The sequence below is a fragment of the Pseudarthrobacter sp. MDT1-56 genome (genome assembly GCF_059383555.1).
On record NZ_JBWZCK010000009.1, the window covers coordinates 178,490 to 192,746 of the forward strand.

8 protein-coding genes are annotated in these 14,257 nt (G+C 67.5%); 5 read left to right on the forward strand and 3 right to left on the reverse strand.

What is annotated here, in order from left to right; translation table 11 throughout:
* Positions 1 to 5: 5 nt before the first annotated feature.
* The gene (locus AC50YC_RS14010; protein WP_494954102.1) at positions 6 to 1,358 is read left to right on the forward strand and encodes a SufS family cysteine desulfurase; all 1,353 of its coding nucleotides are present in this window, start codon (positions 6 to 8) and stop codon (positions 1,356 to 1,358) included.
* Positions 1,359 to 1,370: 12 nt separating this feature from the next.
* Positions 1,371 to 1,838, forward strand: coding sequence for a Fe-S cluster assembly sulfur transfer protein SufU (sufU, locus tag AC50YC_RS14015; RefSeq protein WP_494954103.1), 468 nt, complete (start codon positions 1,371 to 1,373; stop codon positions 1,836 to 1,838).
* Here sufU and AC50YC_RS14020 read toward each other — a convergent pair.
* The 3 genes from AC50YC_RS14020 to AC50YC_RS14030 are packed head-to-tail and all read right to left on the reverse strand — an operon-like array spanning position 1,835 to position 4,141.
* Entirely contained in the window at positions 1,835 to 2,056 is a 222-nt protein-coding gene (locus tag AC50YC_RS14020; RefSeq protein ID WP_494954104.1) for an SCO4848 family membrane protein, read from the reverse strand. The genes sufU and AC50YC_RS14020 overlap by 4 nt on opposite strands.
* A 3-nt stretch (positions 2,057 to 2,059) precedes the next feature.
* Complete coding sequence (locus AC50YC_RS14025; protein WP_307459001.1) at positions 2,060 to 2,557, reverse strand: DUF2505 domain-containing protein; 498 nt, start codon at positions 2,555 to 2,557, stop codon at positions 2,060 to 2,062.
* A 48-nt stretch (positions 2,558 to 2,605) separates the two neighbouring features.
* Positions 2,606 to 4,141: an SDR family oxidoreductase gene (locus AC50YC_RS14030; protein WP_494954105.1), complete on the reverse strand. Its 1,536-nt coding sequence runs from the start codon at positions 4,139 to 4,141 to the stop codon at positions 2,606 to 2,608.
* Between the two features lie 331 nt (positions 4,142 to 4,472).
* Here AC50YC_RS14030 and AC50YC_RS14035 point away from each other — a divergent pair, with 331 nt between their 5' ends.
* The 3 genes from AC50YC_RS14035 to AC50YC_RS14045 all read left to right on the forward strand — a co-directional run bounded on the left by AC50YC_RS14035 (position 4,473) and on the right by AC50YC_RS14045 (position 14,240).
* Positions 4,473 to 9,518, forward strand: coding sequence for a peroxidase family protein (locus tag AC50YC_RS14035; RefSeq protein ID WP_494954106.1), 5,046 nt, complete (start codon positions 4,473 to 4,475; stop codon positions 9,516 to 9,518).
* Between the two features lie 192 nt (positions 9,519 to 9,710).
* Complete coding sequence (gene mfd / locus AC50YC_RS14040) at positions 9,711 to 13,403, forward strand: transcription-repair coupling factor (protein WP_494954107.1); 3,693 nt, start codon at positions 9,711 to 9,713, stop codon at positions 13,401 to 13,403.
* A 6-nt stretch (positions 13,404 to 13,409) separates the two neighbouring features.
* Positions 13,410 to 14,240 carry a metal-dependent hydrolase gene (locus tag AC50YC_RS14045; RefSeq protein WP_494954108.1) on the forward strand — a complete coding sequence of 277 codons (831 nt, stop codon included), beginning with the start codon at positions 13,410 to 13,412 and terminating at the stop codon, positions 14,238 to 14,240.
* Positions 14,241 to 14,257: the final 17 nt, after the last annotated feature.

The window sequence follows — 14,257 nt, forward strand, 5'->3', positions numbered from 1 at the left end:
GGATGATGAAAGGAGTCCATTCCACCCGATCCGAGGAGGCCAGCGTGGCTTTTGTGCCGACGTCAGAGTCCCGGGCCCTGCTCTCGCCAGCCCTGGCCGACGACGAGGTGTTGCGGATCCGCAACGACTTCCCCATCCTGTCCAGGCCCATGGGCGGGCACCCCCTGATCTATCTTGACTCCGGGGCGACGTCGCAGAACCCGATCAGCGTCATAGAGGCCGAGCAGGAGTTCTATGAACAGCGGAACGCCGCCGTTCACCGCGGTGCGCACCTGCTGGCCGTGGAGGCCACGGAGTCCTTCGAGGATGCCCGCGAAACCCTGGCTGCCTTTCTGGGCGCGGGCGCCGACGAGATCGTCTGGACCTCTAATGCCACCGAGGGCCTGAACCTGCTCAGCTACGCGTTCCTGAACTCGTCCCTGCCCGGCGCCGCCGGGCCGGCGGCGCGTTTCGCGCTGGGGGCCGGCGACGAGATTGTGGTCACCGAGATGGAGCACCACGCAAACCTCATCCCGTGGCAGCAGCTCGCGGAGCGAACCGGCGCGACTCTGCGTTTCATCCCCGTCGACGACGCCGGTGCGCTGGACCTCGACGCCGCCGCCGGCATCATCGGCCCGGCCACCCGGGTCCTCGCCTTCAGCCACGCCTCGAATGTCCTGGGCACCATCAACCCGGTCAAGACCCTTGTGGGGATGGCCCGCCAGGTCGGTGCGCTGACCGTGCTGGACGCCTGCCAGTCCGCGCCGCACCTGCCGCTGGACGTGCAGGAGCTGGGCGTCGACTTCGCGGTCCTCTCAGGACACAAGATGCTGGGACCCACCGGGATCGGTGTGCTGTACGGCCGGTCCGAACTGTTGAACGCGCTGCCGCCGTTCCTCACCGGCGGATCGATGATCACCACGGTGACGATGGAACGCGCGGGCTTCCTGCCTGCCCCGCAGCGCTTCGAAGCGGGGACCCAGAAGGTTTCCCAGGCCATCGCGCTCGCCGCGGCGGCGAACTACCTCACCGAGACGGGGATGGACCGCATCCACGCCTGGGAATCCCTGCTCGGACAGCGCCTTGTCGACGGTCTCTCATCGATTCCCGGCATCCGGGTCCTCGGGCCGGCCCCCGGGCAGGAACGGATCGGCCTCGCCTCCTTCGACGTCGCCGGTGTGCACGCGCACGACGTCGGACAGTTCCTTGACAGCAAGGGCATTGCCGTCCGGGTGGGCCACCACTGCGCGCAGCCGCTTCACCGGCGCCTGGGCCTGACGGCCAGTACCAGGGCCAGCACCTACCTGTACAACACAACGTCTGATGTGGACGCTTTCCTTGAGGCTGTCGCCGGGGTCCGCGCCTACTTTGGAGCCTAAGGACTTACCCGCATGAGCCTTGAACAGCTGTATCAGCAGATCATTCTGGAACACGCCAAACTGCGGACCGGCAGCGGGCTGGCGGAGACGCCGGCTCCGGCGGGGGCGTCGTCCGGGCAGTCCCACCAGCTCAATCCCGTCTGCGGGGATGAGATCACCGTCCGCGTGGCGGTGTCTGACGGAAAGGTCGCCCAGTTGCGCTGGGACGGCGCCGGGTGTTCGATTTCCATGGCCTCTGCCTCGGTGCTCGCCGAGCTGGCCGAGGGGATGGACGTCGGCAGCTTTACGGCGGTCATCGACAACTTCCGGGACGTGCTGCGGTCCCGGGGCAAACTCGCCGCGGATCCCGAAATCCTCGGCGACGCCTCCGCCTTTGAAGGTGTTTCGAAATACGCCGCCCGGGTGAAGTGCGCCATGATTTCCTGGGTGGCGGCCGAAGACGCCCTGGCCCAGGCCGTGGCGTCCAGCACCAGCTCTTAGCCGGGCAGGCCGGCAATCCCGATGGCCGCCGTCGCCGCCCCGAGCAGCATCGAGACGCTGACCAGGACGATGTGGACGGTGAGGAAGCGGGTGGCTTTGCCGTTCGTGTCGCGCGACCGTGGGTCCTTGATGACCCGGCGCAGGAACTGCGGCCAGACAACGAGGGACCAGACGCCGGCCACAATCAGAACGACGGCCAGGATTGCCGGCAGCTCCATGAGCTAGTGGCTCTCGAGCCAGGCCTGCGCCTGGGTGGACTGGATGTTCAGGGCCTTGCCCACCATCGGTTCGGCCGCTTCGGCGATCTTGCCGCCCAGGAATGGCACCGAGGACGTCACCGTGCCCTCCAGCTCGATCCGGGTGCTGCCGCCGTCGGAGACGAGGCGCTGGACGGCATTGACGTCCAGCGGCGCGCCCGAGACTTTCAGCGTGATGTTGCTCAGCCGGGAACCGTCGGCGGCGGGGGCGTCCCAGCTCTCGAGTTGCGTGACCTTCAGGCTTTCGCCGACGAACTTCCGGGCAATGTCCGGCATCCGGTTGGTCGGGATGGTCCGCACGGTCGTGGTGCTGAAGGCGCCGGCGGTGTCGCCATCGACGGAGAACGATTCAAGGGTGCCGCCGACGAGTTCACTCGTGTGGCGCAGGAAGTCCTCATTCACGAAAACAGCGGTGACGCGGTCAACGTGGTGCGGAAGGTTGGTGGATGCACTCAATGCCATGGGGGTCCTCCGTGGGGGTGGAACTGCTCGTTGCGGGCTCCAAACATCCTACGCGGTGGGCCCGGCTGGCTCCGATTCCTGGTCCTGCAGGGCCTTCGCCGCGGCCGTGATGTTCCGCGACATGGCTGGGAAGATCAGGCTGTGGAACGGCAGCACCGCCAGCCAGTACAGGCGCCCGCTGAGGCCCTTCGGGAAGAAGATGGCCCGCTGGCGGTAACGGCTGCCGGTTCCCTCCGGCTCCACCGACAGCTCCAGCCAGGCCCGGCCCGGCGCCCGCATTTCGGCGCGCAGCCGGAGCAGCCGGCCGCGATCAATCCGCTCCGCCCGCCACCAGTCCACCACTTCGCCTTCGGCGAGCAGGTGCGGGTGCCGCCGGCCGCGCAGCAGCCCGGCTCCGCCGGTGAGCTTGTCCAGCCAGCCGCGGACGCGCCAGGCCAGGGGCATGGAGTACCAGCCGTTCTGCCCCCCGATCCCTTCGATAATGGTCCAGACGTGTTTGGGATCGACGTCGCTGGAGTAGCTGCGCTCATCGAGGTAGACGAGGTGGCCGGCCCACTCGGGGTCGGAGGGGAGCGGATCGGCGTCGGCGCCCGCACTGGCCCAGGTGGTTTCCACCTGTCCGTCGCGCTCCTTGCCCAGGGCGAGGGCCACCGCCCCGCGGTAAGGGGTGAGTCCTCCTTCCGGCGGCGGGATGTACGCGTCGATGTCGTGTTCCCGGGAGACGGCGTCGTGCTGGAGGGACTCCACGAGCGGCAGGGACATCGATAGCGGAATCGGCGTGGTCAAGGCGACCCACATGCCCGCGAGCTTGGGAGCGGGGATGGGAAGCGCCAGCACCACGCGGTGCGGGAGGCCTGCCTCCGCAGCGTACTCCTGCATCATGCCCGCGTAGCTGAGGACCTGGCGGCAGCCGATGTCGAAGGTACGGTTGATTTGGCCTTCGAGCGATGCGGCCCCGACGAGGTAGTGGAGCACGTCCCGAACCGCGATCGCCTCGATCTTGTTGCGCACCCAGCTGGGGGCGGGCATCAAGGGCAGCGTCTCGGACAGGTGCCGGATCATCTCGAACGACGCCGAGCCGGAGCCGATCACGACGCCTGCCTGGAAAACGATGGCGTCGACCGGGCTGTCCAGGAAGACTTTGCCCACGGCTTCGCGGGATCTCATGTGGGTGGAGAGTTCGGCGTTGGCGGGATGCAGGCCGCCCAGGTAAACGATCCTGTCCACGCCGGCGTCGGTTGCGGCCCGCGCCGCAGTCTCGGCCATCGCCTTTTCCTTGGACTCAAAGCCCGATCCGGCCGCCATGGAATGGACGAGGTAATAGAGCACGTCGACGCCATCCAGGGCCGCTCGCAGGGCATCGCCGTCGTCGAGGCTGCTCTGGACGACCTCGACGTCGGCCAGCCACGGAACGCCGGCGATCTTGGCCGGCGTGCGGACCAGGACCTTCACGATATGCCCGGCTTCCAGCAGCCGGGGGACCAGCCGGCCGCCGATGTAGCCGGTCGCGCCGGTGACCAGCACCGTTCGTGGCTTGCCATTCGGTGCCGGCGGGGTCTGTGCGGATTCGGGGGTGGCGGTCATGGTGACTCCTTGTCGTCTATGAAGCATTCGGAGCGCCGGGCCGTTCGGACGGCCGTGTATCTTGCCAGCCTAGCCCGGCGGTCGCCTGGGCCGGCAGGTCCGTGTCCCAGCAGGCAAAACCTCACTGCCAACACCCTGATCTTCAGCTCCCTTCTGCACCCCCTGCATCCTGAGCCACCTGCTCCCTAAAGCTCACAACTGCTACTGCTGCATCTTCCGGCTCACGGGTCCCAAGAATTTCCCAAGGCCCCAGGACGAAGCTGGCGCCATCCAGTGAACCGAGCGACCACGTTGAGGGGGGAGCCGGTACGACTCGATGGAGGAACAAATCATGGCGAAACATCGCAAGACCCGGGGGAGGGACGGCGGCCCCCTGGCTCGAGGGACGGCACCAGGCGTTACGCGCAAAGTCGCGGCCGGTGCGCTCGCTCTCCTGCTCAGTGCCGGGGTCGTCCCGTCCGTGTTGGCGCCGGCGGTTTCCGCGGCGCCGACGGGTCAGGGTTTCACACTCAACGCAGGCGACATGCGGTTCATCCTGAAGCAGATCAAGATCGCCGAAAACCATGCCACCAAGGAGGACGCCCAGGGTAATGATGTGGCAGGTCAGCCGCTCATGGGCTCCGGACCCAACCAGATCGCCAACCCGCTGCTGCCCTACGGTCTCCGCACGGTGGACGGCACGGAAAACAACCTGGTGGCCGGCCAGGACGACTTCGGTTCGGCGAGCAGGGCATTCCCCAGGCTCTCTGATCCGGAGTGGCGCACCTCGTCCGGCGGACAGAGCTACCAGTCCGTGAACGCGAACGTGACCGACAACGGTCCGCGCTTTGTCAGCAACGTGATCGTGGACCAGACCGCCACCAACCCGGCGGCCGTGGCGGCCTCCGGCAAGGCCCACCGCACGGTCAATGACAGCCCGACCGCCGTGCCCTGTGACGGCAACGGGTTGCCGGAAAACTGCGTGCCCGAGGGTGCGACGCTGGACATCCCGAACGTCACCACTGACTTCGGGCTCTCGCCGCCTTACAACGGCATGTTCGCACTGTTCGGGCAGTTCTTCGATCACGGCGTCGATTTCACCAAGAAGACCAAGCACCAGGTGATGATGCCGCTTGCTGAGGACGACCCGCTGTACGTTCCGGGTGGCCGCACGAACTTCATGCTGCTGAGCCGGGCGGAGAACCAGGCCGGTCCCGATGGCGAACTCGGCACCGCGGACGATATCCAGGATGCCACCAACACCGACTCGCCCTGGGTCGACCAGAGCCAGACTTACGCGTCCCACCCGTCCCATCAGGTGTTCCTGAGGGAATACGTTCTGGACGGGAACAAGCCGGCGGCCACCGGCGAGCTGATCGAGGGCGAACCGGGCGGCATGGCCACCTGGGCGGACATCAAGACGCAGGCAGACGACCTCCTGGGATTGAAGCTGTCGGACTATGACGTCGCCGATATCCCCAAGATCGCGACCGACCAGTACGGCCGGTTCCTGCGCGGGCCCAACGGACTCCCGCAGTACGAGACCGCCTCCGGCCGGGTTGAAGGCAACCTGGCCGACCCTGTCGCACCGCCGGCAGACGTCGAGCGCATCGGCATCGCTTTCCTGGACGACATCGCGCACAACGCGGCGCCGTTCAGCTCCCGGACCGGACTGCCCCTGACCGCCGACGGCGACGGTGATCTCAACCCGGTCACCCAGCCCCTTGCGCTGCCGGGGACTTACGACGACGAACAGCTGGCCGAGCACTTCGTTGCCGGCGACGGACGGGTCAACGAGAACATCGGCCTGACGGCGATCCATCAGGTGTTCCACTCGGAGCACAACCGGCTGGTCACCTACATGCAGGACCTCGTCACCACGCAGAACATTGACCTGAACGAGTGGAAGCTCCCGAACGGCCAATGGAACGGTGAACGCCTGTTCCAGGCAGCACGGTATGTCACGGAGATGGAATACCAGCACATCGTCTTCGAGGACTTTGCCCGCAAGATCCAGCCCGGCATCAACCCCTTCAATGTGTTCACCCAGTCGGACACCGGGATCGATCCCGCGATCAAGGCAGAGTTCGCGCACGCGACCTACCGGTTCGGGCACTCGATGCTGACCGAGACGATCGACCGGAAGACCAACAGCGGCACGGACATCGGAATGCCGCTGCTGGACGCTTTCCTCAATCCCACCGCCTACTACTCCAGCACGGCGGGCACCCTGAGCCCGAAGCAGGCCGCCGGCGCCATCGCCATGGGCATGACGGACCAGGTGGGCGCCGAACTCGACGAGTTCGTCACCGACACCCTGCGGAACAACGTCCTGGGCCTGCCCCTGGACCTTGCCTCGCTGAACCTGGCCCGCGGCCGGGAAACCGGCGTTCCGTCCCTGAACAACTTCCGCTCCCAGCTGTACGCCAGCACCGGCGAGTCCTCGCTGAAGCCGTACACCAGCTGGGTGGATTTTGGCCAGAACCTCAAGCACCCGGACTCCGTGGTGAACTTCATGGCTGCCTACGGCACGCACCCGACTATCACGGCCGCGACGTCGATCGTTGACAAGCGGGCGGCTGCCCAGCGGCTCTTCGACATGGATACGGCGGATGCGCTGACTCCCACGGACTCCTTCGAGTTCGTCAACAGCTCGGGCGCCTGGGCGGACGGGGCCACCGGGCTGGGCAGCGTCGACCTGTGGGTGGGCGGTCTCGCCGAGTACCAGAACCTCTTCGGCGGTCTGCTGGGCTCGACCTTCAACTACATCTTTGAACGCCAGATGACGGACCTCCAGGACGGGGACCGCCTCTACTACCTCTCCCGCACCTCGGGCCTGAACCTGCGGACCCAGCTGGAAGGCAACTCCCTCGCGGAGCTCATCATGCGAAACACCGACGCCTCTGCCCTCAAGGCTGATGTGTTCGGCGTCGCGGACTGCGAGTTCGAAATGGCCAACATCACCGCGACCACCGGTAACTCGGTTGCCGATGATCCGGCCTCGGCCTGCGATGAATCCGCACTCCTCATGCGGATGGCGGACGGCACCATCCGGTACCGCGTCAGCAACACCGTCGACCGTCCCGGGCTCAACGCCCAGTCCACGTTCAACGGCCGGGACAACGCGGACCCCGCGCTGGCAGTCGACAGGATCTGGGGCGGCATCGACAACGACACGGTCTGGGGCAACAACGGCGACGACATCATCGAAGGCAACGATGGCGCCGACACCGTCCTGGGCGGCGACGGACGCGACCGCATCACGGATTCGCACGGTGACGACGTGCTCAAGGGCGGACCCGGCAATGACGCGATCGACGCCGGACCCGGCCTGGACATCATCATGTCCGGTGAGGGCGACGATTTCTCCAACGGCGGCCTCAACGGCAACGAAACGTTCGCCGGCGAAGGCAACGACCTGGTCCTCTCCGGCGACGGCCCGGACACAGTGTTCGGCGGCGGCGGCGATGACTGGCAGGAAGGCGGAAACTCCAACGACCTGCTGCAGGGCGACAGCGGCGCACCCTTCTTCGACGACATCAACGCTCCGGGCCATGACGTCCTGATCGGCGATTCCGGTGAAGACGACTACGACGCTGAAGGCGGCGACGACGTTATGGTCGCCGGCCCCGGCATCGAACGCAACCACGGGGTCTTCGGCTTCGACTGGGTCACGCACGCCCGCTCGATCGAACCGGCCGATTCCGACATGCGCCAGATCATCGTGGACGGGCCCAACGCCCTCAAGGACCGTTTCCTCCTCGTCGAGGCCCTCTCCGGCTGGGACAAGGATGACGTGCTCCGCGGCGACGACGAGGTTCCGTCTGTCCCCAACACCGAAGTCAACGTCGACGGCCTGAGCAACGAGTTGGACGCGGCCGGCATCGCGCGGATCAACGGCCTGGCGGACCTGCTGCCTGCAGGTGCCACCACCTTCGGTGCCGGCAACATCATCATCGGCGGCTCCGGCAGCGACGAGATCTGGGGCAACGGCGCCGATGACATCATCGACGGCGACAAGTGGCTCAACGTCCGGCTCAGCATCGTCGACGGCCAGGGTCAGGAAACCCGGACCGTCACGACCCTGACCGAGCTCCAGGCCGACATCATGGCCGGCAACATCGATCCCGGCGATGTGAGGATCGTCAGGGAAATCCTTTCCAGCCCGGGCGAAGCCGATGTCGACACGGCCGCTTTCTCCGGGGTAATGGACGAGTACGACATCAGCACCGTCGACGGCGTCACCACGGTGACACACGTCGGCGGCCGGGCAGAAGACGGCACGGACCGGATCACCAACGTTGAAAAACTGCGGTTCTCGGACCAGACCATCGACATTATCCCGGCGGTTGTGCAGGCGCCGGCGGCTCCTGCCGCCCCCACCGCCGCCCCCGGCAATACGACCGCAACGGTGAGCTTCGCGGCACCCGAGGGTGCCGATACGCTCAACGTCGTGGTCCGCACCGGGGACACCGACGTCACCACCATCGAAGGCATCGCCGCCACGGAGACAAACCTCGTGGTGGTCGGCCTGACCAACGGCACCGCCTACAACTTCCAGGTTGAGGCAGTCAATGCCGGAGGTACCAGCCCACGGTCCGCGGCATCGAACGAGGTGACCCCCGCGGTTCCCCCGGCGTCGATGCGGTTGAACGATTTCAACGGTGACGGCAACACGGATGTGATCGCCCGGGACGCTTCGGGGCAGCTGTGGCTGTACCCGGGCACGGGGACGGGTGACTGGCTCACCCGGATCGACCTGGGCGGCGGCTGGAATGTGATGACGTCGATCGTCAGTGCCGGAGATTTCAATGGCGACGGCGATGCCGATGTCATCGCCCGGGACAGCAGCGGGGAACTGTGGCTCTACCGGGGCACCGGGACCGGCGACTGGCTCCAGCGCCAGAACATGGGTGGGGGCTGGAACGTGATGACCTCCATCGTGGCCCCGGGAGATTTCAACGGCGACACCCGGCCGGACCTGATTGCCCGGGACAGCAGCGGGCGGCTGTGGCTGTACCCGAACGACGGGGCCGGTGACTGGTTGACGCGCGTTGACCTGGGCGCCGGATGGAACATCATGAGTTCCATCGTGGCCCCCGGGGATTTCAACACCGACGGCAAGGTGGACCTGATCGCCCGGGACAGCAGCGGTGAACTGTGGCTCTACCCGGGCAACGGGCAGAACGAATGGTTCACCCGGGAAAGCCTCGGGACGGGCTGGAACACCCTGAACGCGATCACCGCTCCCGGCGACATGGACTCCGACGGACTCCCTGATGTGATCGCCCGCGACACCACCGGGGAACTCTGGCTCTACCCGAACGACGGTGCCGGTGACTGGTCCACCCGCATCGACCTCGGCGGTGGCTGGAGCCCCATGACGGCCATCCTCTAACCGTCAGCTCCACACGGAAGGTCCTCCGCATCCCGTTCGGGATGCGGAGGACCTTCCTTTGTGCCCTGCGGACCATCCGCCCCCTGCGGACCTGCCTCCGGGCCGCGCGGTAGGCTGGGGGGACCCGGGATTCTCACGAATTTCGGCTATTCGTGTTGCCTGCACCCCGTGATCCCTTCAGGAGCAACAGCTATGAGCCTCAACGGCCCCTCTCTCACCGGTCTGCGCCGTGTCCTCGCCGAAGACCGGAACTACGCCCGCGTCCGGTCCGAAGCCGCCCGTGGATTCGACGCCCGCAGTGAGGACTACCAGATCAGCGCCCCCGCCGGGCTGCGCTCGGCGCTGCTCGCGGAAATGGCCGACGGGCTGGCCGCGTTAGCGGAAAACACAGAAGACACAGCAGCGGACGACACCGCGGCGGCGGGTGGCGGCGGCCTCGCTCCCGTCGTCCTGGCCATCACCGCGACCGGCCGTGAAGCCGAGGACCTCACCGAGGCGCTGCGCGCCTTCCTCCCGGCCGACGCCGTCGCCGAATTCCCCAGCTGGGAGACGCTCCCGCACGAACGGCTCTCCCCGCGCTCGGACACCGTGGGCCGGCGCCTGTCGGTGCTCCGCAGGCTCGCGCACCCCGAAACCTCCACGAGCGGCGCGCTGCGGGTTGTTGTGGCCCCGGTGCGCGCCGTCGTGCAGCCTATCGTGGCGGGACTGGGCGAACTCGTCCCGGTCACCCTGAAGGTGGGCCAGGAGGTCCCGTTCAGCGACGTCGTCCGGAGCCTCGCCGACGCCGCCTACGCCCGCGTGGACATGGTGACCCGGCGCGGCGAGTTCGCCGTCCGCGGCGGCATGCTGGATGTCTTCCCGCCCACCGAGGACCACCCTCTCCGGGTGGAGTTCTTCGGCGATGAAGTGGACCAGATGCGCTGGTTCGCCGTGGCCGACCAGCGCTCGCTAAGCGCGCCCGGGGTGCACCACCCCACCGAACTGCACGCCCCGCCGTGCCGCGAAATCCTGATCACGCCCTCCGTGATGTCGCGCGCCGCGACGCTGAAAGCACAGCTGCCGGCCGCCGCGGACATGCTGGAGAAGATCGCCGGCGGCATCGCCGTGGAAGGCATGGAGTCCCTGGCCCCGGTGCTGGTGGACGCCATGGTGCCGTTCCTGGACCAGTTCCCGGCCGGCTCGATGGCGGTCGTGATCGAACCCGAGAAGGTCCGGACCCGCGCCCACGACCTCGCCGCCACCAATGAGGAATTCCTCGAGGCGGCCTGGTCAACGGCCTCCGACGGCGGCACAGCACCTCTGGACCTGAGTTCCGCGGCGTCGGCGGCCCTGCACTCGGCCAGCTTCCGTTCCCTCACCGAAACCCGTTCCGCGGCCCTCGAGCACGAGGTGTCCTGGTGGTCGATCACCTCGCTGGCCACCGACGAGGAACTGCTGCCCGACGTCGACGTCCTGAACCTGCACGCCCGCGAACCCCGCGGCTACCAGGGCGACGTCGCCGAAATGATGGACTTCATCGGCTCCCACGTGCGGGAGCAGTGGCGGATCGTCGTCGTCACCGAAGGCCCCGGCCCGGCCCAGCGCCTCGCCGAACTCTTCCACGACAACGACATCCCCTGCGCCCGGGTCGACACCCTCGACGACGACCCGCAGGCCGGGCTGATCGAGGTGACCACGGCCGCCGTCGGACGCGGGTTTGTCCTGGAGCCGCTCAAGCTCGCCCTGCTGACCGAGGCCGACCTGCTGGGCCGGACCTCCGCCGGTTCCACGAAGGACATGCGCCGGATGCCGTCCAAGCGGCGGAACGCCGTGGACCCGCTGCAGCTCGTGGCCGGCGACTCCGTGGTGCACGAACAGCACGGCATCGGCCGGTTCGTGGAGCTGATCCAGCGCAGGGTGGCGGGTGGCGGGGACGGGGTGCGCGAATACCTCGTCCTGGAGTACGCACCGTCCAAGCGCGGCGCCCCCGGCGACCGGCTCTTTGTGCCCACCGACCAGCTGGACCAGGTCACCCGCTACGTCGGCGGGGACACCCCGGCGCTGAGCAAGATGGGCGGCGCGGACTGGGCCAGCACCAAGTCCAAGGCCCGCAAGGCCGTCAAGGAAATCGCCGGCGAGCTGATCCGGCTCTACTCGGCCCGGATGGCCTCCCGCGGCTACGCCTTCGGCCCGGACACCCCGTGGCAGCGCGAACTCGAGGAAGCCTTCCCGTATGTGGAAACCCCGGACCAGCTGACCACCATCAACGAGGTCAAAGCGGACATGGAACGGGAGATCCCGATGGACCGGCTGATCTCCGGCGACGTCGGCTACGGCAAGACCGAGATCGCGGTCCGCGCGGCGTTCAAGGCCGTCCAGGACGGCAAGCAGGTCGCCGTGCTGGTGCCCACCACGCTGCTCGCCCAGCAGCACTACGAGACCTTCACCGAACGCTTCTCCGGCTTCCCGCTGGTGGTCAAGCCGCTGTCCCGCTTCCAGAGCGGCAAGGAGGCCAAGGAGACCGCCGAAGGCGTCAAAGGCGGTTCCGTGGACGTCGTGATCGGCACCCACCGCCTGCTGTCCAAGGACTTCGCGTTCAAGGACCTCGGCCTGGTGATCGTCGATGAGGAGCAGCGCTTCGGCGTCGAGCACAAGGAAGCGCTCAAGAAGATGCGCACCAACGTGGACGTCCTGGCGATGAGCGCCACCCCGATTCCGAGGACCCTGGAAATGTCGCTCACCGGCATCCGCGAGACCTCCACGCTGGCCACCCCGCCGGAGGAACGCCACCCGGTCCTGACCTACGTGGGCCCGTACACGGATAAGCAGACCTCCGCGGCGATCCGCCGCGAGCTCATGCGCGAGGGCCAGGTGTTCTTCGTGCACAACCGGGTGTCCACGATCGACCGTACCGCGGCGAAGATCCGCGAACTGGTCCCGGAGGCCCGGGTGGAGGTGGCGCACGGGCAGATGTCCGAGAGCCGGCTCGAGCAGATCATCGTGGATTTCTGGGAGAAACGCTTCGACGTGCTGGTCTGCACCACCATCATTGAGACCGGCCTGGACATCTCCAACGCCAACACGCTGATCGTGGACGGGGCAGACAAATACGGCCTGTCCCAGCTGCACCAGCTGCGCGGACGCGTGGGCCGCGGCCGCGAACGCGCCTACGCGTACTTCCTGTACCCCTCGGAAAAGCCGCTGGGCGAGGTGGCGCTGGAACGGCTCAAGGCCGTCGCCACCCACAACGAACTCGGCGCCGGCATGCAGCTGGCCATGAAGGACCTCGAGATCCGCGGCGCCGGCAACCTGCTCGGCGGGGAGCAGTCCGGCCACATCCAGGGTGTCGGCTTCGACCTCTACATCCGCCTGGTGGGCGAGGCCGTCGCGGAGTACCGTGGCGAGGCCGAGGAGAAGGCCGCGGAGATGAAGATCGAGCTGCCGGTCAATGCGCACCTGCCGCACGACTACGTGCCCGGCGAACGGCTGCGCCTCGAGGCGTACCGCAAGCTCGCCTCGGCCATCACCTACGAGGCGATCGACGAGGTCCTCGCGGAACTCGTGGACCGCTACGGCGAGCTGCCGCTGCCGGCGAAGAACCTGATCGACGTGGCGCGCTTCCGGGTCGGCGCCCGCGAGGCCGGGCTCAGCGACGTTGCCCTGCAGGGCAACTTCATCAAGTTCTCCCCGGCGCAGCTGCCGGAGTCCAAGCTCATGCGGCTCACCCGGATGTACCCCGGTGCGCAGGCCAAGCCGGCCCTGGACGCGGTGCTCATCCCCAAGCCTAAGACCGCCCGGATCGGCGGCCGGGACCTGCAGGACGCCGAGATCCTCGAGTGGGCCAACGGCGTCATCCGCAATATCTTCTCCGACTCCGCTGTCGCTGCAGCACCGTCGGTGAAATAAAGGGTGATGGGAGGACACCACGCCGCGTCGGGAGCGGCGGCGTGGGTGGCTATTGCCTCGACGGGGCCGTACACACTGGGCTGGTATCCGCTGGACGCGACCGGGATTGTGATCGGCGGGATGGCGACGGCGGGGACGGCCCTGGTCTGCGACTGGGACCACCGTTCCAGCACGGTGGCGCATTCGCTGCCGCCGCTCTCAAACGTGATCGCCGTGGGCATCGAGAATGTCTCCGGCGGGCACCGGCAGGGCACGCATTCCCTGCTCGGCGCGGCGTTCTTTGTGCTGCTCGCGGCCCTGGCCGGGCAGCTCCAGCTGCAGACGGACTGGGGGCTGCTGTCGGTGGGCGCCGGGCTGCTGTGCATGTTCCTGATCAACATCGCCGCCAAAGCCCTCAAACTCTTCCCGAAGTACGGCTGGATCAGCAACTGGGTCTTCGCCCTCGCCATGGCCGGGCTGGTGACCTGGTTCGCGCCGCACCAGTGGACCTGGCTGCCGGTCTCGATGCTGACCGGGGTGCTGGTCCACATCGTCGGGGACATGATCACCACCGGGGGAGTGCCGCTGCTCTGGCCCATCGTGATCAAGCCGCCGAAGCTCCTGCGGAAACTGCCGCTGCTCAGGAACGTCTGGAAGTCCAACGGGGCGTTCTCCATCCCCCTGCTGGGCCGTGCCGGCTCGCGGCGGGAATGGTTCGTGCTGATCCCGGTCAGCGCCTATGCCATGATCGGCATGTTCGGCGCGGTGCTGGCCCTGGCCAAGCTGCACTGGCCGGACGCCGTTGCCCTGGGGACCGGCCTGGTCCAGAGCCTCATCCGGGTGCTCGCCGCCGTGTAGTATCCCCGCTTAAACGA

Coding starts and splice junctions, on each gene's coding strand:
- AC50YC_RS14045 (WP_494954108.1), top strand. CDS start 13,410: ATGGGAGGACACCACGCCGCGTCGGGAGCGGCGGCGTGGGTGGCTATT.
- AC50YC_RS14025 (WP_307459001.1), bottom strand. CDS start 2,557: ATGGCATTGAGTGCATCCACCAACCTTCCGCACCACGTTGACCGCGTC.
- sufU (WP_494954103.1), top strand. CDS start 1,371: ATGAGCCTTGAACAGCTGTATCAGCAGATCATTCTGGAACACGCCAAA.
- AC50YC_RS14030 (WP_494954105.1), bottom strand. CDS start 4,141: ATGACCGCCACCCCCGAATCCGCACAGACCCCGCCGGCACCGAATGGC.
- AC50YC_RS14035 (WP_494954106.1), top strand. CDS start 4,473: ATGGCGAAACATCGCAAGACCCGGGGGAGGGACGGCGGCCCCCTGGCT.
- AC50YC_RS14020 (WP_494954104.1), bottom strand. CDS start 2,056: ATGGAGCTGCCGGCAATCCTGGCCGTCGTTCTGATTGTGGCCGGCGTC.
- AC50YC_RS14010 (WP_494954102.1), top strand. CDS start 6: ATGAAAGGAGTCCATTCCACCCGATCCGAGGAGGCCAGCGTGGCTTTT.
- mfd (WP_494954107.1), top strand. CDS start 9,711: ATGAGCCTCAACGGCCCCTCTCTCACCGGTCTGCGCCGTGTCCTCGCC.